This is a genomic window from Catenulispora subtropica (genome assembly GCF_039531675.1).
GTDB classification, from domain to species: Bacteria; Actinomycetota; Actinomycetes; order Streptomycetales; family Catenulisporaceae; genus Catenulispora; species Catenulispora subtropica.
The window spans coordinates 9,274-32,172 of sequence record NZ_BAAAQM010000074.1 but is presented as its reverse complement, the minus strand read 5'-3'; the positions used below and the strand labels follow the sequence as shown (position 1 = coordinate 32,172).

At 71.5% G+C, this 22,899-nt stretch carries 16 protein-coding genes and 2 pseudogenes; 5 read left to right on the top strand and 13 right to left on the bottom strand.

The window, feature by feature from the left end:
- Positions 1–156 precede the first annotated feature (156 nt).
- Positions 157–1,935 carry a sigma-70 family RNA polymerase sigma factor gene (locus ABD466_RS39805; protein WP_344662480.1) on the bottom strand — a complete coding sequence of 593 codons (1,779 nt, stop codon included), beginning with the start codon at positions 1,933–1,935 and terminating at the stop codon, positions 157–159.
- Between the two features lie 496 nt (positions 1,936–2,431).
- Here ABD466_RS39805 and ABD466_RS39800 point away from each other — a divergent pair, with 496 nt between their 5' ends.
- From ABD466_RS39800 to htpX, 5 genes are all read left to right on the top strand, one after another.
- Positions 2,432–3,898 (top strand): S53 family peptidase, encoded by a 1,467-nt coding sequence (locus ABD466_RS39800; protein ID WP_344662479.1) that lies wholly within the window; start codon positions 2,432–2,434, stop codon positions 3,896–3,898.
- Between the two features lie 80 nt (positions 3,899–3,978).
- Positions 3,979–4,470: a YajQ family cyclic di-GMP-binding protein gene (locus tag ABD466_RS39795; protein ID WP_344662478.1), complete on the top strand. Its 492-nt coding sequence runs from the start codon at positions 3,979–3,981 to the stop codon at positions 4,468–4,470.
- Complete coding sequence (locus ABD466_RS39790) at positions 4,467–5,837, top strand: LolA-like protein (protein WP_344662477.1); 1,371 nt, start codon at positions 4,467–4,469, stop codon at positions 5,835–5,837. The genes ABD466_RS39795 and ABD466_RS39790 overlap by 4 nt, the downstream gene beginning before the upstream one ends.
- Positions 5,821–6,627 (top strand): ABC transporter permease subunit, encoded by an 807-nt coding sequence (locus ABD466_RS39785; RefSeq protein ID WP_344662476.1) that lies wholly within the window; start codon positions 5,821–5,823, stop codon positions 6,625–6,627. The genes ABD466_RS39790 and ABD466_RS39785 overlap by 17 nt, the downstream gene beginning before the upstream one ends.
- 100 nt (positions 6,628–6,727) lie before the next feature.
- Complete coding sequence (htpX, locus tag ABD466_RS39780) at positions 6,728–7,612, top strand: zinc metalloprotease HtpX (RefSeq protein WP_344662475.1); 885 nt, start codon at positions 6,728–6,730, stop codon at positions 7,610–7,612.
- A gap of 7 nt (positions 7,613–7,619) precedes the next feature.
- On the opposite strand, the gene ABD466_RS39775 is transcribed toward htpX, so the two are convergent.
- From ABD466_RS39775 to ABD466_RS39720, 12 genes and pseudogenes are all read right to left on the bottom strand, one after another.
- Positions 7,620–8,759, bottom strand: a complete 1,140-nt coding sequence (locus ABD466_RS39775) for a M48 family metallopeptidase (protein WP_344662474.1) — start codon at positions 8,757–8,759, stop codon at positions 7,620–7,622.
- A 1-nt stretch (position 8,760) separates the two neighbouring features.
- On the bottom strand, positions 8,761–10,269 hold the full coding sequence (locus tag ABD466_RS39770) for an NADH-quinone oxidoreductase subunit N (RefSeq protein ID WP_344662473.1): 1,509 nt from the start codon (positions 10,267–10,269) through the stop codon (positions 8,761–8,763).
- Position 10,270: 1 nt separating this feature from the next.
- Complete coding sequence (locus ABD466_RS39765; RefSeq protein WP_344662472.1) at positions 10,271–11,785, bottom strand: complex I subunit 4 family protein; 1,515 nt, start codon at positions 11,783–11,785, stop codon at positions 10,271–10,273.
- A gap of 7 nt (positions 11,786–11,792) precedes the next feature.
- On the bottom strand, positions 11,793–13,907 hold the full coding sequence (locus tag ABD466_RS39760; RefSeq protein WP_344662471.1) for an NADH-quinone oxidoreductase subunit 5 family protein: 2,115 nt from the start codon (positions 13,905–13,907) through the stop codon (positions 11,793–11,795).
- A complete protein-coding gene (nuoK, locus tag ABD466_RS39755) occupies positions 13,904–14,287 on the bottom strand; it encodes an NADH-quinone oxidoreductase subunit NuoK (protein ID WP_344662470.1) in 384 nt (127 codons plus the stop codon). Before nuoK ends, ABD466_RS39760 begins: the two co-directional genes overlap by 4 nt.
- A 1-nt stretch (position 14,288) precedes the next feature.
- Positions 14,289–14,855: an NADH-quinone oxidoreductase subunit J family protein gene (locus ABD466_RS39750; RefSeq protein ID WP_344662469.1), complete on the bottom strand. Its 567-nt coding sequence runs from the start codon at positions 14,853–14,855 to the stop codon at positions 14,289–14,291.
- A gap of 908 nt (positions 14,856–15,763) precedes the next feature.
- Positions 15,764–16,384, bottom strand: a pseudogene (locus tag ABD466_RS39745) (NuoI/complex I 23 kDa subunit family protein); the annotation flags it as partial.
- Entirely contained in the window at positions 16,384–17,352 is a 969-nt protein-coding gene (locus ABD466_RS39740) for a complex I subunit 1/NuoH family protein (protein ID WP_344662468.1), read from the bottom strand. The gene ABD466_RS39740 and the pseudogene ABD466_RS39745, both read right to left, overlap by 1 nt.
- The gene (locus ABD466_RS39735) at positions 17,349–17,978 is read right to left on the bottom strand and encodes an NADH-quinone oxidoreductase subunit C (protein ID WP_344662467.1); all 630 of its coding nucleotides are present in this window, start codon (positions 17,976–17,978) and stop codon (positions 17,349–17,351) included. The genes ABD466_RS39740 and ABD466_RS39735 overlap by 4 nt, the downstream gene beginning before the upstream one ends.
- Positions 17,979–18,273: 295 nt before the next feature.
- Positions 18,274–18,810, bottom strand: a pseudogene (locus ABD466_RS39730) (NADH-quinone oxidoreductase subunit B); the annotation flags it as partial.
- Positions 18,801–19,229 carry an NADH-quinone oxidoreductase subunit A gene (locus ABD466_RS39725; RefSeq protein WP_344662466.1) on the bottom strand — a complete coding sequence of 143 codons (429 nt, stop codon included), beginning with the start codon at positions 19,227–19,229 and terminating at the stop codon, positions 18,801–18,803. The gene ABD466_RS39725 and the pseudogene ABD466_RS39730, both read right to left, overlap by 10 nt.
- 136 nt (positions 19,230–19,365) lie before the next feature.
- Positions 19,366–22,062 carry a hypothetical protein gene (locus ABD466_RS39720; RefSeq protein WP_344662465.1) on the bottom strand — a complete coding sequence of 899 codons (2,697 nt, stop codon included), beginning with the start codon at positions 22,060–22,062 and terminating at the stop codon, positions 19,366–19,368.
- Positions 22,063–22,899 lie beyond the last annotated feature (837 nt).

The following is a 22,899-nucleotide window of genomic DNA, read 5'->3' as shown; positions in this document are numbered from 1 at the left end:
GACGACGTGCCATGGGCGCTCCTGGGTCGGGTGCCACGATGGTTAAGGAAGATTACTTGCCTTACTCGCCGTGACCGTACAACCGCCGTTGCGCATCGTCAATGAGCTGTCTCAGCTTCCGTCCCGGGTTCCGTCCCGGCTTCTTCCGCCCCGGCGTCAGTCGGAGAAGTCCTGGGTCATCCAGACCGTGCCGGAGCTGTCGCGGAATATCGAGATGCCTATGTGGTGGAAGCTGGTGCTGAGGATGTTGCGGCGGTGGCCGTCGTTCGGCGGCTTCTCGGCGAGCATGCTGTTCGTCAAGCCGACCGCCATCTTGGCGATGGCGTCATTGGTGTTGGAGACCGGCCCGCCCTCGCCGATGTTCTCGCCTGCCGCACTCCAGGAGACACCGGCCGCGGTCTCGCGGTCGCCCAGGCCCGCCTCGCCCGGGCACTGGTGCGACAGGCCGCAGCCGCTCGCCATCACGGAAGTGTGGGCGGCGGCGCTCTTGTTGAGGCCCGCGGTGAGGGTGAGGGGCGGGAGCCCTTGCTCGGCGCGCGCCTGGTTGATGGTGGCGAGGACCTGGTCGACCGGGGACGCCTGGCCGGCCGAGCTGGCCGGCGGGGTGGTCGGGGCGGTGCTCGCCGCCGACGACGACGGGGGCGGCGGCGGGTTGTGGGCGGTGGTGGCCGCCGCGGAGGGCTTGGACCCGGTGCTGGACTTGGAAGTGTCCGGACGGACCGAGGGACTCGTGGAGCTCTTGCTCGTGGTGGACGAGGCCGCGGAGGAAGCGGCGGACGACGCGGAGGAAGGCGCCGGGGTCGACGTGTCGGAGGCGGAGGCGGATGTGGAGGCGGAGGACGAGTTGTTCTCCGTGGCGCCCAGGGCCTGCGCGTCGTTCTTCGGGTTGTCGGCGATGCCCGTCGCGACGACGACCGCGCCGACGACCGCCGCCGTGGCGGCGATGGCGACGGCGGCCTTGGCCGCCAGGTGTGACGCCGCGGCCTTGGTGGCGGACCGGGGTATTCGGCGATGCGAATGGGGCTCCGCAGGACGGCCCGGCGCGGGTTGCAGGTCGTAGGCGGGCAGCGGCTGGTGCGACGTCGCCGTCGGAGGGAACACGGCGGTCTGCGCCGCGCTCGCGCCGGCGCCCGCGTGGAACGAACCGGCCACGGAGTAGTGCACGGCGTCGGCGAGGCCGAACGGCACCGGGATCAGCGGCAGGCGCACGAGCAGGCGCTCGGCGGGGACGAAGTCGACGGTCAACCCGGCGCAGGTCGGGCACTGGCGGGTGTGGCGTGCGAAACGCTTGCGCCACAACGCCTCGGGACGGCCGTGCCAGTGCATCGCGAGCTCGGACAGCTCCAGGCAGATCGGGACGGCGCACAGCGCGCGCACCACCGCGCGCGAGATCTCCAGCTGCGCCTTCATCCGCGCGATGCGGACGGTGACGTGGTGCGGGTCCAGGCCGATCGCGGTCACCAGCTCACCGCGCGTGATGTGCCCGGCCTCGACCAGCCACCACAGCGAGAGCAGCTCGCGGTCGTCGGGGTCCAGCCACGCGGTGGCCATCGCCACCTCGCGCCGCTGGCCGGTGAGACCGAGCTCGGTCAGCGTCAGGTCGGCGAAGTCGGCACCGGGGTCGGCGACTTCCAGCGCCTCCTCCAGCGGCCGCGGCCGCCCGGGGTAGCCGCGCGCGTGGTCCCGGACCTGGTTCATGGCGACCGCGACCAGCCATGACCGGAAGGCCTCGACGTCGCGCAGCGTCGGCAGCCCGCGCACGACGCGCAGCATCGTCTCCTGCACCACGTCGTCGACGTCCGCCGGCACCGGCAGGGCCCGGCCGACGATGTTGTAGACCAGCGGCAGGTAGTCGGAGACGAGCCGCTCCAACGCGGCTGGATCGCCAGCCGCCGCGGCCGTCACCAAATACGTGCCGGTCTCCGTCGCCATCATCTCCCCGGACCTCCCACACCCGACTTTTTTGTTCGGACGCAGAGGGAGACGCTACGCGACGCCCGGAGTCACAGAAATATCGGGGAGTTTTCCTTGGACCAAGTTTTGCCACCTCATTGGCATGGTGAGAGGAGGTAGGCGTGCCCGAATAACACATAAAAGCGTTGGTCCACCACCTTCTGGATGAGATGAACCGATTCTCGGTGGAAATACCTTGAATCGCTCAAACGCTAGAAAGCGGGACGCGCGGTCATCCTTTCGAGGCGGCTGCGCATCCCGCCATGGCCCGGACGGTACGTAACGATCAGCTACGTATCGTCCGGGAGGGTTCATGGCCGCTCGTCCGCCCCACCGCTCCGCTCTGGCCGCCGTAGGCGCGGCCGCGGCAGCAGCTCTGATATGCCTCTCGCAGAGCTCTGTATCGGCTGCCGCGCCGGTCTCGGCGCTCAGACCGGACCCCCGGCCGGTGGCGCCTCCGGCGGCACACCATTTGGCGATGCGCACGAACCATGTCCGGCTCGACGAGGTCGATGCCGATCGAACGGCCGGCCCGGACGACCCCGACACGACCTACAAGGGCCCGCGGCTCTGCTCCGATTCCTTCGGCGAGAAGCCGGCCAGGAACGTCCCCGACGCCTTCGGCGGTCGCAACCCGCTGTCCGTCTGCGGCTACACCCCCGAGCAGCTGAGGTTCGCCTACGGCGTCACCCAGGCGCACGAACGCGGCGCCGGCGTCACGGTGGCCATCGTCGACGCGTACGCCTCCCCCACGATGCTCGCCGACGCGAACCGCTACGCGATGAACCACGACGAGCGCCTGCTGACGCCGGACCACTACCGCGAAGTCACGCCGCCTTCCTACAACCACCTCACCGACGGTTTCTGCGAGACGCCGGCGGCGTGGGCGGTCGAGGAGGCGTTGGACGTGGAGGCCGTGCACGCCATGGCCCCGCAGGCGGACATCGTCTATGTGGCCGCCGCGTCGTGTGACGACACCGATCTGATGGCGGCGTTGCAGACGGTGATCGACCAGCACCTGGCCACGATCGTGTCCGACTCGTGGGGCGGCGTCCCGCACAGCGTCTACGGCGACGCGGATCCCGCGACGATGGCGGCGTATTCGGCGTTGTTCCGGCGCGGCGCGCAGGAGGACATCAGCTTCCTGTTCGCGTCGGGGGACTGCGGGGCGGCCGATCCGCGGGTGGAATGCGCCGCGGGATCGGCGCGGCCCCAGACCGAGTATCCGGCGCAGGATCCGTGGGTGACGGCGGTCGGCGGGACCAGTCTGGCGATCGGGCCGTTCGACGACTACGTCGGCGAGGTCGGCTGGGGCGACCGGCGGTCGGTCCTGGCGCCGGCCGACGGGGGCTGGACGCCGGCGGCCGGGGCCGGGCAGTGGAAGTACGGGGGCGGCGGCGGGACGAGCGAGGACGTGCCGCAGCCGGACTACCAGGCCGGCGTCGTGCCCGCCGCGCTGAGCACCTCGCTGATGACCGGTGCGCGGGCGAGACAGCCGATGCGGGTGGTGCCGGACGTGGCGCTGGCGGCCGATCCGATGACCGGATTCATGGTGGGCGTCACCGAGAAGCAGCAGAACGGCCGGGTCCGGTACGGCGAGTCCTCCATCGGGGGCACGTCGCTGGCCACACCGCTGTTCGCCGGGCTGATGGCGGACGCGCAGCAGGGCGCGGGTCATCCGTTCGGGTTCCTCAATCCGGCCCTGTACGGGAAAGCCATGAGCGGGGTGTTCAACGACGTCACGCCGGCCTCGCTCGGCGAGGCCGCGCCACGGCCCGGGAGTCCGCCGGCGACCGTCGTCGACCTGGGCGAGGACGCCGCGGGCCGGCACCAGGCCCGGCTGTACCAGCTGGGCGACGACGGGCTGCTCGCCACCCGCCCCGGCTATGACGACGTGACCGGTCTGGGTTCGCCTTCCCTGTCCTACTTGCGCTCATGGAGGTGAGGACGCGTCTAGGATCGTTCGACGACAGTTCGTCGCTAGACGTGGACGCTGAAGAGATCTGAAGAGAAGAGGTCCGGACTGTGGCTTCGGAGTCATCGTTCGACGTGGTGAGCAAGGTCGAGCGCCAGGAGGTCGACAACGCGCTCAACCAGGCGTCGAAGGAGATCGCCCAGCGTTTCGACTTCCGCGGGGTGGACGCCGAGATCCGGTGGTCCGGAGAGGGCATCGAGATGCGGGCGAACAGCGAGGAGCGGGTCGCCGCCGTGCTCGACGTCTTCAAGGACAAGCTGGTCAAGCGCAAGATCTCGCTGAAGGTCGTGGACGCCTCGGAACCGCGGGTGTCCGGCAAGGAGTACCGGATCAGCGTCACCATCAAGGAGGGGATCTCCTCGGAGAACGCGAAGAAGATCTCCAAGCTGATCCGGGACGAGGCGCCGAAGAGCGTCAAGGCGCAGATCATCGGTGAGGAACTGCGGGTGTCGTCGAAGTCGCGCGACGACCTGCAGGCCACCCAGGCGCTGCTGAAGGAGCAGGACTACGACTTCGCGATCCAGTTCACCAACTACAGGTGAGCCGGCTGCGCTGGCGTCTGCTGACCCCCGTCGTGGTGGCGGCCACCGTGGTGGCCGCCACCACGTTTTCGCATGCCCTTCGGGCATCCGACTCACCCGCCCTGCCCCGAATATCCATGATCGGGCTGGTGCAGAAGGTGGGGAAGTCGCAGGCGCGGGCGTTCTCGGGGACGGTGCGGCTCAGTGTCGACATCGGCCTGCCGCGGCTGCCGAAGCTGGGGACGGACGGCGGCGCGGACCCGCTGCGGCTGCTGTCCGGTGACCACCGGGTGCGCGTGGTGGCCGACGAGAGCGGCGGCGAACAGCGGGAGCGGGTCGCGCTGCTGGACACGCTGTCGGAGTACGACATCTACCGGGGCGGCAGCGACCTGTGGCTGTGGGACTCGACGCGGCAGCTGGCGCGGCACGGCACCGTGGACACGCTGAGCGAGGCGCTGCTGGCGTTCGCCTCGCCGGCCGAACTGGCGAAGACGTTCACCGGCCCGACGGCGATCAGGACCGCGGTCTTCGACACGGACTACTCCTCGGGAGGGACGGCGCGGGTCGCCGGCCGGGACTGCTACGTCCTGCGGATCACGCCGAACACGCCGGGCACGACGGTCGGGGCGGTGCGGGTCGCGGTGGACGCGGCGACCGGGATGCCGCTGAGCGTGACGGTGTACCCGGCGGGGTCTTCGAAGCCTGCGATCAAGGCCGAGTTCGAGTCGGTGGGCTACGCGGCCGATCCGGCGGAGCTGCGGTTCACGCCGCCGCCGGGGGCGAAGGTGGTCGAGGAGACCGCGCCGGACCTGCCGGAGAACCCGGTCCGCGGCGCGGGCCGGGGGTGGACGGCCGCGGTCGCGATCGGCGGCGTGGATCCGGATCGGCTGATCGCCGGGCTCGGGACCGGGCGGGACAAGGACCGCCCGGCCCCGGAGGGCACGGCGGCGGTGCTGGCGGCGCTGGCCGGGACACCGGGGACGCCGTTGCAGAGCTACCTGCGGATGATGATGGCGGCCGGGGAGAAGACGCCGGTGGGGTTGGTGTGGAGCAGCCGGCTGGTGAGTCTGGTCTTCACGCCGGACCAGCGGTTGTACGCGGGGTTCGCCACGCCGGACTCGCTGGTGGCGACGGTCGCCGCCGATGAGGCGGGGCCGAGCGGTGGGGCTGCGCCAGCGGTGGGCGGCACGCAGCCGGCCGGTGGGGCGGACCCGGGGGGCCGCACGGGCCAGGAAGGTGGAACCGGTCCGGTGGGCGACACGCGGCCGGTCGGTGGGGCGAACCTTCCGGTGGGGGACACGCAGCCGGTCGGTGCGGCGAACCCGGCGGGCGGAACGAGCGAGGCGAACCGTCTCGGTGGGGCGCGGGAGGGTGAGGGGCATTCCTAGCATCGAGTTGGCGCTGACCTTCCGGCGCCGTCGCAACCTGCTGATCCTCGTGGTGCTGGCGCTGCTGCCGGTGCTGGTCGGGATCGCGGTGCGGGTGGCCGGCATCGGGGCCGGGACCGGCACCGGGATGCTGAACCAGGTGGCGGGCAACGGGTTGTTCCTGGTGTTCGCGTCGCTGGCGCTGAGCGTGCCGCTGTTCCTGCCGGTGGCGGTGGGCGCGGTGGCGGCCGACCAGGTGGCCGGGGACGCCGCGGACGGGACGCTGCGGACCGTGCTGGCCTGGCCGGTGGGCCGGAGCCGGCTGCTGGCGGCGAAGCTGCTGGCCGCCGTGGTGTTCGCGGTGGCGGCGACGTTCACGGTGGCGCTGTCGGCGCTGGCGGTGGGCGCGGCGCTGTTCCCGATGCGGGACGTGACGCTGCTCAGCGGGGCGACGATCCCGCTCGGGGCGGCGTTCGGGCGGGCCCTGCTGATCGCGCTGGTGGTGACCTGCTGCATGGCCGGCGTCGCGGTGATCGGCCTGGCCATCTCGACGCTGACCGACTCGCCCGCCACCGCGCTGGCCGGGACCGTCGGGCTGATCGTGGTCGCGGAGATCGCCGGCTCGGTGCCGCAGCTCGACGCCCTGCAGCCCTGGCTGTTCTCGGAGGACTGGCTGGCGTTCGCCGACCTGCTGCGCACGCCGATGTACTGGGGGACGATCACCCACAGCCTGGGAGTGCAGGCCGGGTACGCGGTGGTCGGGGCGTCGCTGGCATGGGCCCGGTTCACGTCGCGGGATCTGGCGCTGTAGGGGATCACTCTGCCGGCCCAGAGAGCCGGGAACTGGAGAGATCTTCACCTACGTTGGAAACAAGGGGCACGAAAGGAACCACAAACGGGCAAGGACATCGATGACAGCCAGCACTATCGGTCACGGCCGCCACAACGGGGTGAAGACCGCGGCCCTCATGGGGCTGCTGTCCGCGATCATCATCGTGATCGGCAGCTTCTGGGGGCGGACCGGAGTCACCATCGCGCTGCTGCTCGCGGTCGCCACGAACGCGTACGCGTACTGGAACAGCGACAAGATGGCGCTGCGCTCGATGCGGGCGCAGCCGGTCAGCGAGGTCGAACAGCCGGCCATGTACCGCATCGTCCGCGAGCTGTCCACGCAGGCCCGGCAGCCGATGCCCCGGCTGTACATCTCGCACACCGACGCCCCGAACGCCTTCGCGACCGGCCGCGACCCGCAGCACGCCGCGGTGTGCTGCACCACCGGCATCCTGAACCTGCTCAACGAGCGTGAACTGCGCGGGGTGCTGGGCCACGAGCTGTCCCACGTCTACAACCGCGACATCCTGATCGCCTCCGTGGCCGGCGCGCTGGCCAGCGTGATCATGTGGCTGGTGAACATCGCCTGGCTGATCCCGATCGGCCGTTCCGACGACGACGAGGGCCCGGGCCTGCTCGGCCTGCTCGCGATCATGATCCTGGGCCCGCTGGCCGCCTCTCTGATCCAGCTGGCCATCGGCCGCTCCCGCGAGTACCAGGCCGACGCCTCCGGCGCCCGCATCACCGGCGACCCGCTGGCCCTGGCCTCCGCCCTGGTGAAGCTGGAGGGCGGCACCCGGAAGCGGCCCCTGGCGCCGGAGCCGGAGCTGATGACGACCAGCTCGATGATGATCGCGAACCCGTTCGGCGGCGGCGCGGGGATGTCGAAGCTGTTCTCGACGCACCCGCCGATCCCGGACCGGGTGCGGCGGCTGGAGGCGATGGCGGGGCAGTCGCTGCGGTAGGTGCAGGTCAGCGGCGCGCCCAGGCGATCACCCGGTCGGCGAGGAGCACGGTCCGGGGGGCCAGTTCGGCGTCGATCCGCGCCGACCGCTCCGGCTCGAGCTTCACGGTGCCGGTGCGTTGCGGACGCTCGCGCAGCATGCGGACGCGGAGGTGGTTCGGAGGATGCGTGGCGTCCACAGTGACGCCTTCCGCCTCGTCCTCGGCCGCAAGCCGATCTCGCTCGGGCTGGGGCACGGCCGCGGCGAGGTCCCGCACCAGGCGCCACGGATGCGACGGGACGCGAGCGTGGACGGCTTTGACGAGCGTCGCCATCGCCGCTCGCGCGACCGGCAACTGCTCCAGGGCGTCGATCATCGCGACCGTGCCCGCGGCTTCCGCGGCGAGCTGGTCGGCCAGATACTCGGCGCGGTGGGCGGAGCGCCGGATGATCGTTACACCGACACGGTGGACCAGGTGCAGGGGGACGACGAGGTCGACCAGCGTTCTGACTCCCGGCGGCCGGCTGTGCAGGACACGGGCGGAGGTCAAAGGGTGCGCGACCTCGTACCACCGGCGCAGCGTGTCGAGGGCCGTCACCACCACCAGCCGGTGCTGAAGGCCGCCGTTGGCACCGTGCGCCGTCTCATGGGCCAACACGGCCAAGCGTTGCTGCGGCGACAAGACGGCCCACAGCGGCGCCCCGATGCTCAAACTCCGCCGCCCACGCCAGCCGTACGTCGAGGTGGCGGCGTTGCAGGCCGTCGTGACGATCACGGTGTCGATCGTGCGCGTGCCCTGCCTCGCCGCCAGCTCGTCAAGCAGACCGTACAGATCGGGGGCTTCGGCGCGTTCCACGACACGGGCGTCCTCACTCAGCCGAGGAGCGCGGGGCCTGAGCTTGTAGGCCAGGACCACCAGAAGTGGTCCGCATATCCAGCCGCCGACGGTCTGCGGCAGCAGGATGATCAACAGAACGCCCGACGTCAGCAGCGCCAACGTCACCGTGTGCACGACGATCGCGAAGGATATCGCCGCCACCCGGCTGCCGACGCTCGGCCGGAGTTCCGCGACGCCGGCCAACCGCGCGAAGAGCCGTTCGGCGCGCCGGTTCGCGGCGAGCTGCTTCCGCGACGGCTCGGCCGGTCCGGCGTCGGGGGCAGCCGTCACGTCAGAACGCGCCCAGCGCCGGCTGCGGCCACACCGAGAACACCACCGACACCAGCACCGTCAGACCGATCGCGAACCGGAGCGTGGCCGGGGAACGCCCCGCGGAGGCCGTCGCCTCTCCGGGGGCCGCGAACAGCCGTGCGGTCCAGGACAGGTAGTAGTACAGCGCGATCACGACGTTGACGGCCATCACCACCGCGAGCCAGACCAGGTGGGAGCCCGCCGCGGCGCCGAAGACCGCGACCTTGGCGAACAGGCCCATCACGCCCGGGGGCAGGCCGGCCAGGCAGAGCAGGAAGAACGCCAGGGCCGCCGAGGCGAGGGGGCGGGTCTTGGCCAGGCCGCGGTAGGCGTCCAGGCTGGTGTCGCGCACGGAGTGCACGACGGCGAACGCGCCGAGGTTCATCGCGGCGTACATGATCAGGTACGCGATCGAGGCGTTGATGTGCTTCGCGTACGACGCCGGATCGTGCGCGGCCAGCGGGACCAGGATGTATCCGGCCTGGCCGACCGTGGACCAGGCCAGCAGTCGGACCGCGTCGGTCTGGCGCAGCGCCACCAGGTTGCCGACGGACATCGTCAGCGCCGCCAGGACCGCCAGCAGCGGACCGGTCTTGTTCAGCAGCGGGCTGAACGCGGTGCCGGTGAGCAGGATCAGTCCCGCGAAGCCCGCGGCCTTGGAGACCACCGACAGGTACGCCGCGACCGGCACCGGGGCGCCGGCGTAGGTGTCCGGCGTCCAGAAGTGGAACGGGACCGCCGACACCTTGAAGGCGAAGCCGACCAGCGTCAGCCCGACGCCGAGGTAGGCGAGGTGCCGGACCGGGCCCGTCCGCAGGCCGTCGAGGTGCAGGGCGACCGGGCCGAAGTGCACGTTGCCGGTGGCACCGTAGACCAGGCTGATGCCGAACAGCATCACCGCGGTGGCGGCCACGGAGATCAGGAAGAACTTCAGCGCCGCCTCGGACGACCGGCCGCTCCAGCGTTTCAGGCCGACGAGCGCGAAGGCCGGCAGCGACACCGTCTCCAGCGCGATGGTCAGCGAGATGAGGTCGCGCGAGCCGGCCAGCACCAGCACCCCGGCCACCGACGACAGCAGCAGGAAGTGGTACTCGCCGGTCGGGATCCGGTCCCGCTTCATCGACGAGGCGGACATCAGGACCACGACGAAGGCGCCGGCCAGAGCGATGAACTGGAAGATGAGGGTGAAGCGGTCGGCGGCGTAGGAACAGGTCCCCGGCATCGTCTTCGGGCCGCCGACGCCCAGCGAGTACATGCCGATCGCCGTCGGCGGCATGCAGAACGTGCCGCGCGTCCGGCCCGGCCACAGCGCCAGGTCCGGGGCCGCCGCGCCGGCCAGCACGGCCAGCGACAGCCACGACACCAGGCGCTTGAAGCGCGGCGCCAGGAACAGTTCGGCCACCAGCACCGCCACCGCACCGCCGGCGACCACCAGCGGGGCGGCGATCTGCGCGTACGAGATGCTCTGGACGAGGGAGGAGACTGCCACGTCAGACTCCCTTCATCAGGACTTGGACGGCGGGATCGGTGATGCCCAGCACCATCGTCGGCCACAGCCCGGCGGCCAGCGTGAGCAGGACCAGCGGGGTCCAGGTCGCGGTCTCGACCGCGGTGAGCTCGGTCATCGGCGTCTCGCCGTCGGTGGCGGCCGGGCCCATGCACACCCGCCGCACCACGGCCAGCAGGTAGGTCGCGGTGAGCACCAGGCCCAGGGCCGCGATCGCCGCCATCGCGATGTACGAACCCTGCGTCAGTCCGGAGCCGGGTCTCGTCGCCGAGAACAGGGCCAGCACCTCGCCCCAGAACCCGGCCAGGCCGGGCAGGCCCAGCGAGGCCATGGCGGCGAAGGCCAGCAGCACGCCGTACCTCGGCGCCTTCCGGTAGAGCGCGCGCCCGATGTCGTCGAGCTTGGCCGAGTGCACCCGCACCTTGAGACCGCCGACGAGGAAGAACAGCAGGCCGGTGATCAGGCCGTGCGCCACCGACGCGAACAGCGCGGCGTTCATCCCGGCCGGCGTCAGCGACCCGATGGCGAGCAGCACGAAGCCCATGTGGCCGATCGAGGAGTAGGCGATGAGCCGTTTCAGGTCGCCGTCGGGCTTGCGGACGATCGCCAGGCAGGCCAGCGACCCGTAGATGACGCCGACGACCCCGAACGCGGCCAGCGCCGGCGCGTAGGTCGGAGCGGCCTGCGGCAGGATCGGGACGGCGATGCGCACGAAGCCGTAGGTGCCCATCTTCAGCAGCACCCCGGCCAGCAGCACCGAGCCCGCGGTGGGCGCCGCGGTGTGGGCGTCCGGCAGCCAGGTGTGCAGCGGGAACATCGGGGTCTTCACCGCGAACCCGAGGCCGATCAACGCGAACGCGGTCAGCGCCGCGCCCTTGGGCACGTCGGTCCGGGCGTGCGCGGTGAGCCACGCCATGTCGAAGCTGTCGGCGTAGGCGAACACCACCAGGAAGCCGACGACCATGACGGCCGAGCCGAGCAGCGTGTAGAGGATGAACTTGGTCGCCGCGGCCTTGGCGTCCTCGCTCCCCCAGTTCGCGATCAGCGCCCACATCGGCAGCAGCACGATCTCGAAGAAGATGAAGAACAGGATGAGGTCGGTGGCCAGGAAGGTCCCGAGCATCCCGATCTCGAGGGTGAGCAGCAGAGCGGTGTACGCCCTCTGGCTCCCGCCGTCCGGCACGTGCCTGATCGAGTAGAAGAAGCAGAGGGCCGACAGCAGCACGGTGAGCAGCACCAGCGGCAGCGAGATCCCGTCCACGCCGAGCTGGAAGCGGACGTGCAGGGCCGGGATCCAGTTCCAGTCGACGCGACCCTGGTAGCCGGTCTTCGAATAGTCGAAGACGCAGGCCAGGACCACCGCCAACGCCAGCACGACGGCTCCGGTGTAGAAGCCGACGCGGGTCGCGATCCGCTCGGCCGAGCTCTGCGGGACGAGGTAGAGCACCGCGATCCCGGCGAGCGGGACCAGCAGGGTCGCCAACAGGAGGGCGTTCATCGCTTCCCTACCTTCCGAATCCGAGGGCGGCGGCGATGACGACGGCTCCGGTCAGCACTCCGGTGAGGTAGAGCTGGACGTTGCCGGTCTGCAGGCGGCGCAGGCCCTCGCCGAGGCCGCGGGCGGCGACGCCGCTGCCGCGGACGTAGCCGTCGACGACCTCCGTGTCGAGGAAGGCGACGCCGTCGGCCGCCAGCTGGACCGGACGGACCGCGATCGCGTCCTGGACGTCGTCGGCGCCGAAGCCTTCGCGGGCGGGCTTGCGGAGGAATCCGAGGACGCGGTTCGGGTCGGTGCCGGGCCGGGAGCGGAGCGCGCCGGCGACCAGGCCGGCGCCGAGCAGCAGGGCGAACACGGCGAGGACCGTCGAGACCAGGGCCGGGGCCAGATGGTAGGCGCCGGCGGGCTGGATGAGCTTCCCGGCCTCGGCCGCGGCCGTGCGGTAGGCGTTGCCGTCGGCGTCGCCGAGCCAGCTGGGGAACCAGCCGAGGTTCAGACCGACGAAGCCGAAGACCGTGGTGAGCACGGCGAGGACGACGAGCGGGCTGAGTTCGGCGAGGGGGGCTTCGGGGCCGGTTCGCCGTGCGGGTGCCGCTTCCGGCTCGGTTCCGGGCTTCATGCTCGACGCTTCAGCGAAGGCGGCGTTGCCCGCGGACTCGGCGACGAGGGCTTCGAGCGCCGCGGCGCCGGCGTCCTCGTCGAAGGCGGGTGCGGGGAGTGCGCCGACCGGCTCAGGAACCTTCCGCACCCCGCGGCGCTCCAGCGGCCAGAAGAGCATCCACCAGGTGCGCAGGCAGTAGGCGGCGGTGAGGAATCCGGTCAGCAGCGTCGCGACCAGGATCAGCCAACCGATGCCGCTGGGCGGAAGGGGCAGGATCGACGTGGCGGGGCCGCTGTGGGTCGCCGTCTCGTAGGCGGCGCCGGCGATCGACTCCTTGGAGAAGAACCCCGAGAAGGGCGGCAGACCGGCGAGGGCGGCGAGGCCGACGGTCATCGTGACGAACGTGACCGGGAGCTTCTTGCGCAGCCCGTGGGCGTTGAGCTCGTCGACGTCGCCGGATCCGGCGTGGTGGATGACCACGCCGGCGCCGAGGAAGAGCAGGGCCTTGAAGGCGCCGTGCGACATCAGGTGGAAGATGGCGGCGTCCCGGCCGCCGGCGGCCAGGGCCCCGACCATCAGGGCGAGCTGGCTGACCGTCGAGTAGGCCAGGATCCGCTTCAGGTCGCGCTGCGCGAAGGCGGACAGCGCGGCGGCGACGGAAGTCAGCGCGGCGGCGATCCCGAGGATCCACAGGGCGGCGGTCGTCACCAGGAACACCGGGTAGAGGCGGGCCACGACGTAGACGCCGGCCGCGACCATGGTGGCGGCGTGGATCAGGGCGCTGATGGGCGTCGGGCCGGCCATCGCGTCCGGGAGCCAGGTCTGGAGCGGGATCTGGGCGCTCTTGCCCATGACGCCGCCGATCAGCAGGATCGCGCCGGCCGCGGTGTAGCCGTGGCCGCCCTGCTGGATCGCGTGCCGGACGATCGGCTCGATGCGGAAGGTGCCGGCGCCGTGGGCCAGGAACAGGATGCCGAGCAGGAACGGGACGTCGCCGAACTTGGTGACGAGGAACGCCTTGATGCTGGCGCTGCGGGCCTCGGGGCGCTCCCAGTGGTGGCCGATGAGGAAGTACGAGCAGGCGCCCATGATCTCCCAGCCGACCAGCAGGACGAGCAGGTCGGTGGAGTAGACGACGACCAGCATGGCCGCGGTGAACAGGGAGATGAGCGCGGAGTAGGAGGTGTAGCGCTCCTCGTGGGCCATATAGGTCACGGAGTAGAGCTGCACGGCGGTGGCGACGACGCCGACCAGCACCGCGATCAGGGCCGCGAGTCCGTCGACGCGCGCACCGAGCCAGAGCTCCGGACCGCCGGTGGCGGCGTAGCGGATGCGGGACTCGGTGGCGGCGCCGGTGCCGTGACCGAAGAGGACGACGAAGGTCAGGACGGCCGCGGTGGCTGTGGGGAACACCGCGAACGCCGGGACCGCTTTGCGTCCCCTGTCGGACAGCGACACCGCCGCGAGGAGGGCGGCGGACACGAGCGGGAGGAGGGGGATCCAGAGTGCGAGGGTGCTCACGAGGCCACCGCCTTGTCGGTCTCGGAGTCCGCGGGCGGCGCGGGGGCCGGCAGCCGCTTGAGGCCGAGGGCACCGTCCTCACCGAGTTCGCGGGCCTCGTCGACGGCCGCACTGCCGCGGTTGCGGTAGAGCATGAGCACGATCGCCAGGCCCAGCCCGATCTCGGCGGCGGCGACGGTGATCAGGAAGATCGTGAACACCTGCCCCATGCCGAACTGGTCGCGCAGCAGCGCGGAGAAGGTGACGAGGTTCAGGTTCACGGCGTTCAGCATGAGCTCGACGGCCATCAGCACGGCGACGGCGTTGCGCCGGGCCAGCAGCCCGTAGACGCCGACGGCGAAGAGCAGCGCGGCGAGGGTGAGGGGATAGACGGCGTGCATGTCAGGCCTCAGCCCCCGTCTCCTCGTCCCCCAGCGCGGAGACGTCCCGGCGGGACAGCACGATCGCCCCGACCAGCGCGGCCAACAGCAGCACCGACAGCACCTCGAACGGCAGCACCCAGTAGCGGAACAGGCTGGAGCCGACGGCCTTGGCCGTACCGTTGACGACGGCGTCCCGCGGATCGAACCACGTGGTGCGCACGGCGTCGGCGACGATCGTGACCAGCACCCCGGCCGTGGCCGACCCGACGACCAGCGCCGCCCACCGGTTGCCGGAGTCGAGCTCGGTGGTCCGCCCGATCGGCGCCCGCGTCAGCATCAACCCGAAGAGCAGCAGCACCGCGACCGCGCCGACGTAGATCAGCACCTGCACCCACGCCACGAACTCGGCGGCGAGCAGCAGATAGCAGCCGGCCAGACCCCCCAACGCGACGACGAGCCACAAGGCGGCGTGCACGAGATTGCGCACCGTGACGGTCAGCACCGCCGCCGCGAAGGTGAGCAGGCCGACGAGGATGAAGGTGATCTCCACACCGGTGGTGGAACCGAGGGCACGGGAGCCGCTCATTCGTCGGCCTCCGGGGACTCGGAAGGTTCAGACGCCGAGGAGTCGGAGGGCGGGCCGGACTTGCGGGGGCGGCGAGGAGTGGACTTGGACGGGGACTTCGCTGGGGTTTTGCGGGGGCGCGTGGTGGGCTTCTTGGTGGGGGCTTCGGGAGCCGGCTCGGTTGGAGCTTCAGACTCCGGCCCGGTCTCGGCAACCGGCTCGGCAGCGGTCGGCTCCTCAGCCGTCAACTCAGCCGGCGCTTCGGGCTCGGGTGCAGTTTCGGCAGCCGGCTCGGTCGGAAGCTCAGGCTCCGGCTCGGCCTCGACAACCGGCTCGGCGGCGGTCGGCGCTTCAGTCTTCGGCTCGATCGACGCTTCGGGCTCCGGCTCGGCCTCGACAACCGGCTCGGCGGCAGTCGGCGCTTCGGCCTCCGGCGCGGTTTCGGCAACCGGCTCGGTCGGAACCTCAGACTCCGGTTCGGCCTCGGCAACCGGCTCGGCGGCGGTCGGCGCTTCAGCCGTCGGCTCGGTCGACGCTTCGGCCTCCGGCTCGGCTTCGACAACCGGCTCGGCCTCGGCAACCGGAGCGGTCGGCGCTTCTGCCTCCGGTGCGGTTTCGGCAACCGCTTCGGCGGCGGCTTCCTCAACAGTCGGCTCGTCCGACGCATCGGCCTTCGGCTCAGCTTCGGCAACCGGCTCCGTCGGAGTCTCAGCCTTCGGCTCGGCCTCGGCGACCGGCTCGGCGGCGGTCGGTTCCTCAGCCGTCGGCTCGGTCGCGGCCGCGATCTCCTCCTTCAACGTCGCCGACAGTTCCGCGGCCGGCAGCGGCTGGGTCGCGGCCTCGGGGCCGATCTTCGGCAGCTCCGCGGTGTCGGTCATCGCCTCGGGGCGGATCTTCGGGATCTCGGTGGTTTCGTCGGTGCGTCGAGCAGCGGCCTCGGCGGCGGCCTTCGCCTCGGCGGCGGCGCGCTCGGCGGCGGCCTTCGCCTCCGCCGCGGCCTGCTTCTCGACCGCCTTGCGGGCCGCGGTGACCTCCTTCGGCGGTTCGGCGTTGGAAGCATGGGGTGGGGGGACCGGGACGGTCCACATCCAGTCGCGCAGGCGGTCCTTCTCGTGGAGCAGGTCCACGATGTCGAACTCGGAGTACTCGAACTCGGGAGACCAGAACAGTGCGTCGAAGGGGCAGACCTCGATGCAGATGCCGCAGTACATGCAGAGGCTGAAGTCGATGGCGAAGCGGTCGAGGACGTTGCGGGTGCGGTCGCGTTGGCCGGGTTCGGTGGCCGGGACGACTTCCTTGTGGCTGTCGATGTAGATGCACCAGTCCGGGCACTCGCGTGCGCAGAGCATGCAGGAGGTGCAGTTCTCCTCCAGCAGGGCGATGACGCCGCGGCTGCGGGGTGGCAGGTCCGGTTTGACGTCCGGGTACTGCGCCGTGACCGAGCGGTGGGTCATCGTCTTCAGGGTCGTGGCCAGGCCCTTGGCCAGGCCGGCGCCCGGCAGACCGCGCTTGTCGCGCTTCTCGGCGCGCTTGTCCGACTGGTCGGCCATCAGACCACCTTCAAGATTCCGGTCAGCGCGATCTGCGCCAACGCCAGCGGGATCAGCGTCGTCCACGCCAGTTTCTGCAGCTGGTCCTCGCGCAGGCGGGGGTAGCTGACCCGCAGCCAGATCACCAGGAACGCCAGGAGCAGGGTCTTGGCCAGGGTCCAGAACCAGCCGAAGCCCGCGGCCCCCAGGCCGAAGTAGAACGGCCCGCGCCAGCCGCCGAGGAACAGGACCGCGGTCAGCAGGGACAGCAGCACGATGCCGGCGTACTCGGCCAGCAGGAACAGCGCGAAGCGGATGCCGGTGTACTCGGTGTACGCGCCGAAGATGATCTCGGAGTCGGCGACCGGCATGTCGAACGGCGGGCGCTGCAGTTCGGCCAGGCCGGAGACGAAGAACACGAACAGTCCCATCAGCTGCCACGGCACCCAGTACCAGTGCCACGCGGCGGCGATGCCGGTCAGCGACAGGGTCCCGGCGGCCATCGCCACCGACGCCGCGGCCAGGATCATCGGCAGCTCGTACGCCATCAGCTGGGCCGCGCTGCGGATCCCGCCGAGCAGCGAGTACTTGTTCGCGCTCGCCCAGCCGGCCATCAGCGAGCCCAGCACGCCGACGCCCATCACCGCCAGCACGAAGAACAGCCCGGCGTCCAGGTTCCGCCCGACCTGCGTGCCCGGCCCGATCGGGATCGTCACCAGCGCCACCAGGTACGGGATCAGCGCGACCGCCGGCGCCAGCTGGAACACGCGCCGGTCGGCGTCGGCCGGGACCACGTCCTCCTTCTGCGCGAACTTCACCCCGTCGGCGACCAGCTGTGCCCAGCCGTGGAAGGCCCCGGCGTACATCGGCCCCACCCGGGACTGCATGTGCGCCATCGCCTTGTGCTCCATCTGGCCCACCACCAGCGGCACGACGAGGAAGAAGCCCAGGATGACGGCCAGCCGGACGACGGCGTCCGTGACGGTCATGCTCCGCCTTCCCGTCCGGCCGGGGAACCGCCCGACTCGCCGGCGCCATCCTCCGCCAGCGGCTTCAGCCAGCCGTCCGGCACCCCGGGCGGCACCATGCGGCGACGCGTCGCGGCGGGCTTCGCGCCCGCGCGCCCACCGGCACCGTGCGAAGGCCCGCCCTCACCCGGCTCCTTCACTCCCGGCCACTCCTTGGCCACGCGAGCGGCCAGCACGAAGTCCTTCCGCAGCGGATGCCCGTCGAAGCCGTCGGGCAGCAGCAGCGGAATCAGGTTCGGGTGACCGGTGAACGTGACGCCGAACATCTCGGACGTCTCCCGCTCATGCCAGTTCGCCCCCCGATACACGCCGACAGCCGAGGGCAGCTCGGCTTTGTCCCGCGGGATGCGCGTCCTGATGAGCAGCCGCGCGGCCTTCTCGTCGCCCTCGACCTTGGCGACGTGCGCGAAGACGTCGAACCCGGCGTCCTGCTCGTCGACCGCGGTCAGCCAGTCGAAGAACGTGTATCCGTACGCGAGCGCCCTCTCAAGCGCCGTCAGCCACTTCTCGGGGGCGACGGTGACCGTCCGCTCACCGAAGGTCTCCTGGACCTCGTCCCAGCTCTCGGCCTCGTGCTCAGTCTTCATCGGGGTCCGGCTTCTGGTTGAGGATGCTCAGGCCGATATCGCGGGAGCGCTTCAGCTCCTTGGGATAGCGGCGGTAGAAGAGCTTCGGCGGCTTCGGCTTCTCCACGTCGACGATCGGGAGCATCACCGTCGGGGCGTCCTCGCGCGGAGGGAGCAAGGACACCGGCGCCTGGGCCGTTGCGATGATGTCCGCGATGGTCTTCGAGGAAGCCTTGGTCTCGGCTGTCGCGACGGATTCCCCGGAGATCGCCTTGGGAGCGCGCCGCGTAAAGGGAAGACGCGGGGCCTTCCGCGGGTCGCGACCGCTATAGCGCGCAGCGAGGTCTTCCGCCGCGATCTTCTCCTGGAGCTTGATGATGCCCTGCAGAAGCGCTTCGGGACGGGGCGGGCAGCCCGGCACGTAGACGTCGACCGGAATGATCTGGTCGACACCCTTAGTCACACAGTACGAATCCCAGTACGGCCCACCGCAGTTGGAGCAGGCGCCGAACGAGATCACGTACTTGGGCTCGGGCATCTGGTCGTACAAGCGCTTCACGGCCGGGGCCATCTTGTCCGAGACCGTGCCGGAGACGACCATGAGGTCGGCCTGGCGGGGCCCCGGGGCGAAGGGGATGACGCCCAGACGGATGAAGTCGTGCCGCGACATGGACGTGGCGATGAACTCGATCGCGCAGCAGGCCAGTCCGAAGTTGAAGACCCAGAGCGAGTAGCGGCGGCCCCAGTTGAGGACGACCCGCATGGGCTGCGGGGCGGCACTGTTGAGGAGCCCTAAAGCAGCGCCGGTCTGCTGAGGGGCGCCGACGGCCGGGATGGGGAGGTCTACAGCCATGCCAGCACACCCTTCTTGTAGGCGTAGAGCAAGCCGACCGCCAGGAAGCCGAGGAAGACGAACATCTCCGCGAGGGTCGTGCCCTTGAAACCCGGGGCGGCGAAGACGGTCGCCCAGGGGAACAGGTATACGGCATCTACAGCGAAAATCGCATAGAGAAATGCGTATACGTAGTACCGGACTTGAGTGTGCGCCCACCCCTCGCCGACCGGATCCACACCGCATTCGTAGGTGAGGAGCTTCTCGGGACTCGGCGCGTGCGGCCGGAGTAGGCGGTTGGCGCCGAAGGCCACCGCCACGAAGGCGACACCCAGGAGCAGGAGGATGCCGACCACGGAATAGGCGCTGAAGTAGGTGCCGTCACTCCCCGCACTCGCCGCGTTTCCGGCCGCTGTGACCGCCGGTCCATGCCCTGTCATAGGTGACAGGTTAGTGGTCCAAGCGAGTCGCGTTGAGCACGGCGCCGCCCTGTGGACGGCTGAGCGGACGTCCGGCCGCCCCGCCGCTGGTGCGGCGGGGCGGTGGCGGCGGTGGGCGGGGCCGGTGCGCGGCCCGTCAGGCCTTGGCCGCCTCCAGGAGCCAGTGGTTGTTACTCCAGACCACGGTGAACGTCCGGGTCGTGGCGTTGCCGGTGGGCGGCGGGTCGTCCACGGTGACCAGCATCGTGGTGGCGTTCGCGCCTTGCTTCGTCTCGGTGACCTTGCGTGCGCGCAGGTAGCCGGCGTCGATCGTCGACCAGTTGTCCTGGAAGTACTTCTCACACATCGGCAGCGGGTCACCGTTGCCGTCCCAGTGCGCGCCCTTGGCCGCGCCCTTCTGCGCGGCGGGGGTCTGCGAGGCGCAGACGGTCTTGAAGTCACGGTCCGCCGCGGCGGCGTAGAGGCCGCGCAGGACGACGTCCTTGGCGCCCTCCTCACCCTGCGCGGCACCGATCGGACCGGCCGGCGTCTGCGCGGTCGAGGACTGCGACGTGGCGGGCGCGCTGGTGGGGCTGCCGTTCGCCGGCGGGGCGGGCGTGCTGCTGGCAGCGGGCTTCGGCGAGTCGCCGCTCCCCGACAGCGCGAGGATCGTGCCCCCGACTCCGGCCACCACCAGGACCGCGGCCCCGGCTATGACGCCGATGCGCTTGTTGCGCGACCAGCCGGGAGTGTCGGTGTCGACGAGCGTCGGCTTGGGACCCGCCGGATAGGAGCGGTCGGGCGAGAGGGTGGGCCGCTCCGGCGCACCGTAGGGCGAGGACATGGAGGGCGGCGGCGGAACCATCGTCATGTGCCCCTGCGGGGTCTGCGACGGTGGCATGCCCGGCTGCATGCCCGGCTGCATGCCCGGCTGCATGCCCTGAGGCGGCGGCGGGGGCTGGTGCGACTGCGGCGGGAAGGGAGGTGGGGGCTGCACCGGGGCTGGGACCGAGGGCATCGGCGATGCGGCCGGGGGTTGGTAGGCGGAGGCGCCGGCGGGAGCGGTGAAGCTCTTGGGCGGCGTCATGGGCTGCTGAAGATGCGGGGGGATCGGCGGCGCGTGGTTGACCGGGGAGGCCGGGGGGTTGGTGTCGGCGGCCGGGGTCGAGGGCGGCGTGGCGGGCTGCCCCGGGAACGCGGGCCGTGCCTGGTTCGGCAGCGGGGTTTCGACGGTGGGAGCGTCCGGGGCGACCGGCGGGGCCGGGGACCAGGCGGCGTCGGGGCCCGTCGCCGTGGGAGCGGGGCCGGTGTCGGTGCGCGTGGTGGAGGCCAGGTCCGGGTTGGCGTCGGCCGCGTGGGACGCGTCGGGTGCGTCGGCTTCCGCCGCGTCGGAGGGCGGCGTCGGGATGCCGAAGCCGGTGGCCCACGCGGGGTCGGCGATCGACGGGACGCTGACGACCGGCTTGGCCGTCGGCGCGGTCTCGTCGAGGGCGGGGTCGGTCGCGGGGGCCGCGGGGAGGCCGAAGCCGGTGGCCCACGCGGGATCGGCGATCGACGGGACGCCGATGGCCGGCTTGGGAGTCGGCGCGGTCTCGTCGAGGGCGGAGTCGGTCGGGGTGACGGCCGGGATGTTGAACTCGGTCGCGAACGTCGGCGGCGCGATCGAGGGGATCGCGGTGGAGGACGACGACGGGGCCGGCCGCTGGGGCTCGGGCCGGGGCTCCGACCCTTGCTCGGAGCCGGGCTCGGCGTCCGGAGCCGGATCGGCCGGGGTGACGGCCGGGATGTTGAACTCGGTCGCGAACGTCGGCGGCGCGATCGAGGGGATCGCGGTGGAGGACGACGACGGGGCCGGCCGCTGGGGCTCGGGCCGGGGCTCCGACCCTTGCTCGGAGCCGGGCTCGGCGTCCGGAGCCGGATCGGCCGGGGTGACGGCCGGGATGTTGAACTCGGTCGCGAACGTCGGCGGCGCGATCGAGGGGACCCCGATCGACGAGGAGGCCGGAGCCGCGCCTTCGGAAGCGGGAGCCGCATCGGTCGGGGAGACCGCCGGGATGTTGAACTCCGTGGCGAAGGTCGGCGGGGCGATCGACGGGATGCCGATCGACGAGGAGGCCGGGGCCGCGGTGGACGGACGGCCCGCGTCGTCGGACGCGGAGTCCGAGTCGGAGCCGGGGGGTGTGACGGCCGGGATGTTGAACTCGGTCGCGAACGTCGGCGGCGCGATCGAGGGGATCCCGATCGAGGAGGACGAGGACGAGGACGAGGACGGAGACGAAGACGCCTCATCGCCGGACGCGGACGCGTTCGGGCTCACGGCGGGGATGTTGAACTCCGTCGCGAAGGTCGGCGGGGCGATCGACGGGATGCCGGGGCCGCTGAGCGCGCCGGGGGCGTCGGCGGCGGGCTTGGGAGGACCGAAGGCCGCGTCGACGTCGGCGAGCGCCGGGGACGGTGGTTCGGAGGGCGGCGTGGGCAGCGGCTCGGACGGCGACGCGGACGGCTGCGACTCGGATGGCGACGCGGACGACGCGGACGGCTGCTGCTCGGGGCGCGAGGAGGGGTCCGAAGGCGACGTGCCGAACGCTGCCCCGACGTCGCCGGCGGCTGAGTCGGACTGCGGCTCGGGCTGCGGCTCGGGCTCAGGCTGCGGCTCGGGCTCAGGCTGCGACTCGGCTTCGGCCTCCGACTGGGGCTCAGCTTCGGCGAGCTTCTTGGCCTCCTCGCCGATCGGCGTGAAGCCGGCCGGAAGACCGGCGATCGCGGGAGCCTGGGGCTCGTCGTCCCAAGGATTGGAAGGAGCCGGGGGCGCCGGAGCGGGCTCACTCGCAGTGTTCGCCGCAGAGGCGCTCATCCACGCGGGCGCCTGCGGATCGGTCGGCGTCGGGGAACTGGACGGAGCGACGATGGTCGGCATGTCGCTGCCCGAGGGGCCGGACGGACCCCAGGCCGGGCCGCCCGGCGCGGATCCTGACGGGCCTGCGGCGGCCGGGGTCTGGCCTGCCGTGCCCCAGACAGGCTGTGGGGCTGGAGCGGGAGCTTCGCCCGCGGTTCCCCAGACGGGCTGAGGAGGGGGCGGGGAACTCTGGGCAGCGGTGCCCCAGACAGGCTGAGGAGGGGGCGGGGAGCTCTGAGCAGCGGTGCCCCAGACAGGCTGACCGCTGTTGGTGCCGTCGGATCCGGGCTGGGCCGGAGCGGGCCCCGCGGTTCCCCAGACAGGCTGAGGAGCCTGACCGGGCGCACCGCTCTGCCCCGCGGTGCCACCGGGTGCCGGAGTCGGGCCGGCGGTTCCCCAGACCGGCTGAGGCGCTTGACCGGGGGCCGGAGCCTGGCCTGCGGTGCCCCATACGGGTTGTGGCGGCTGACCCGGCGCAGCACTCTGACCAGCAGTGCCCCAAGCGGGCTGACCGCCACCGGTGCCGTCCGGACCAGGCTGACCCGCAGGACCCTGACCACCAGCGGTACCCCAAACAGGCTGACCGCCACCGGTGCCGTCCGGACCAGGCTGACCCGCAGGACCCTGACCACCAGCAGTGCCCCAAACAGGCTGACCGCCGCCGGTACCATCCGGACCAGGCTGACCGGAAGGCGCCTGACCGCCAGCGGTACCCCAAGCAGGCTGACCACCACCGGTACCGTCCGGACCAGGCTGACCCGCAGGACCCTGACCACCAGCAGTGCCCCAAACAGG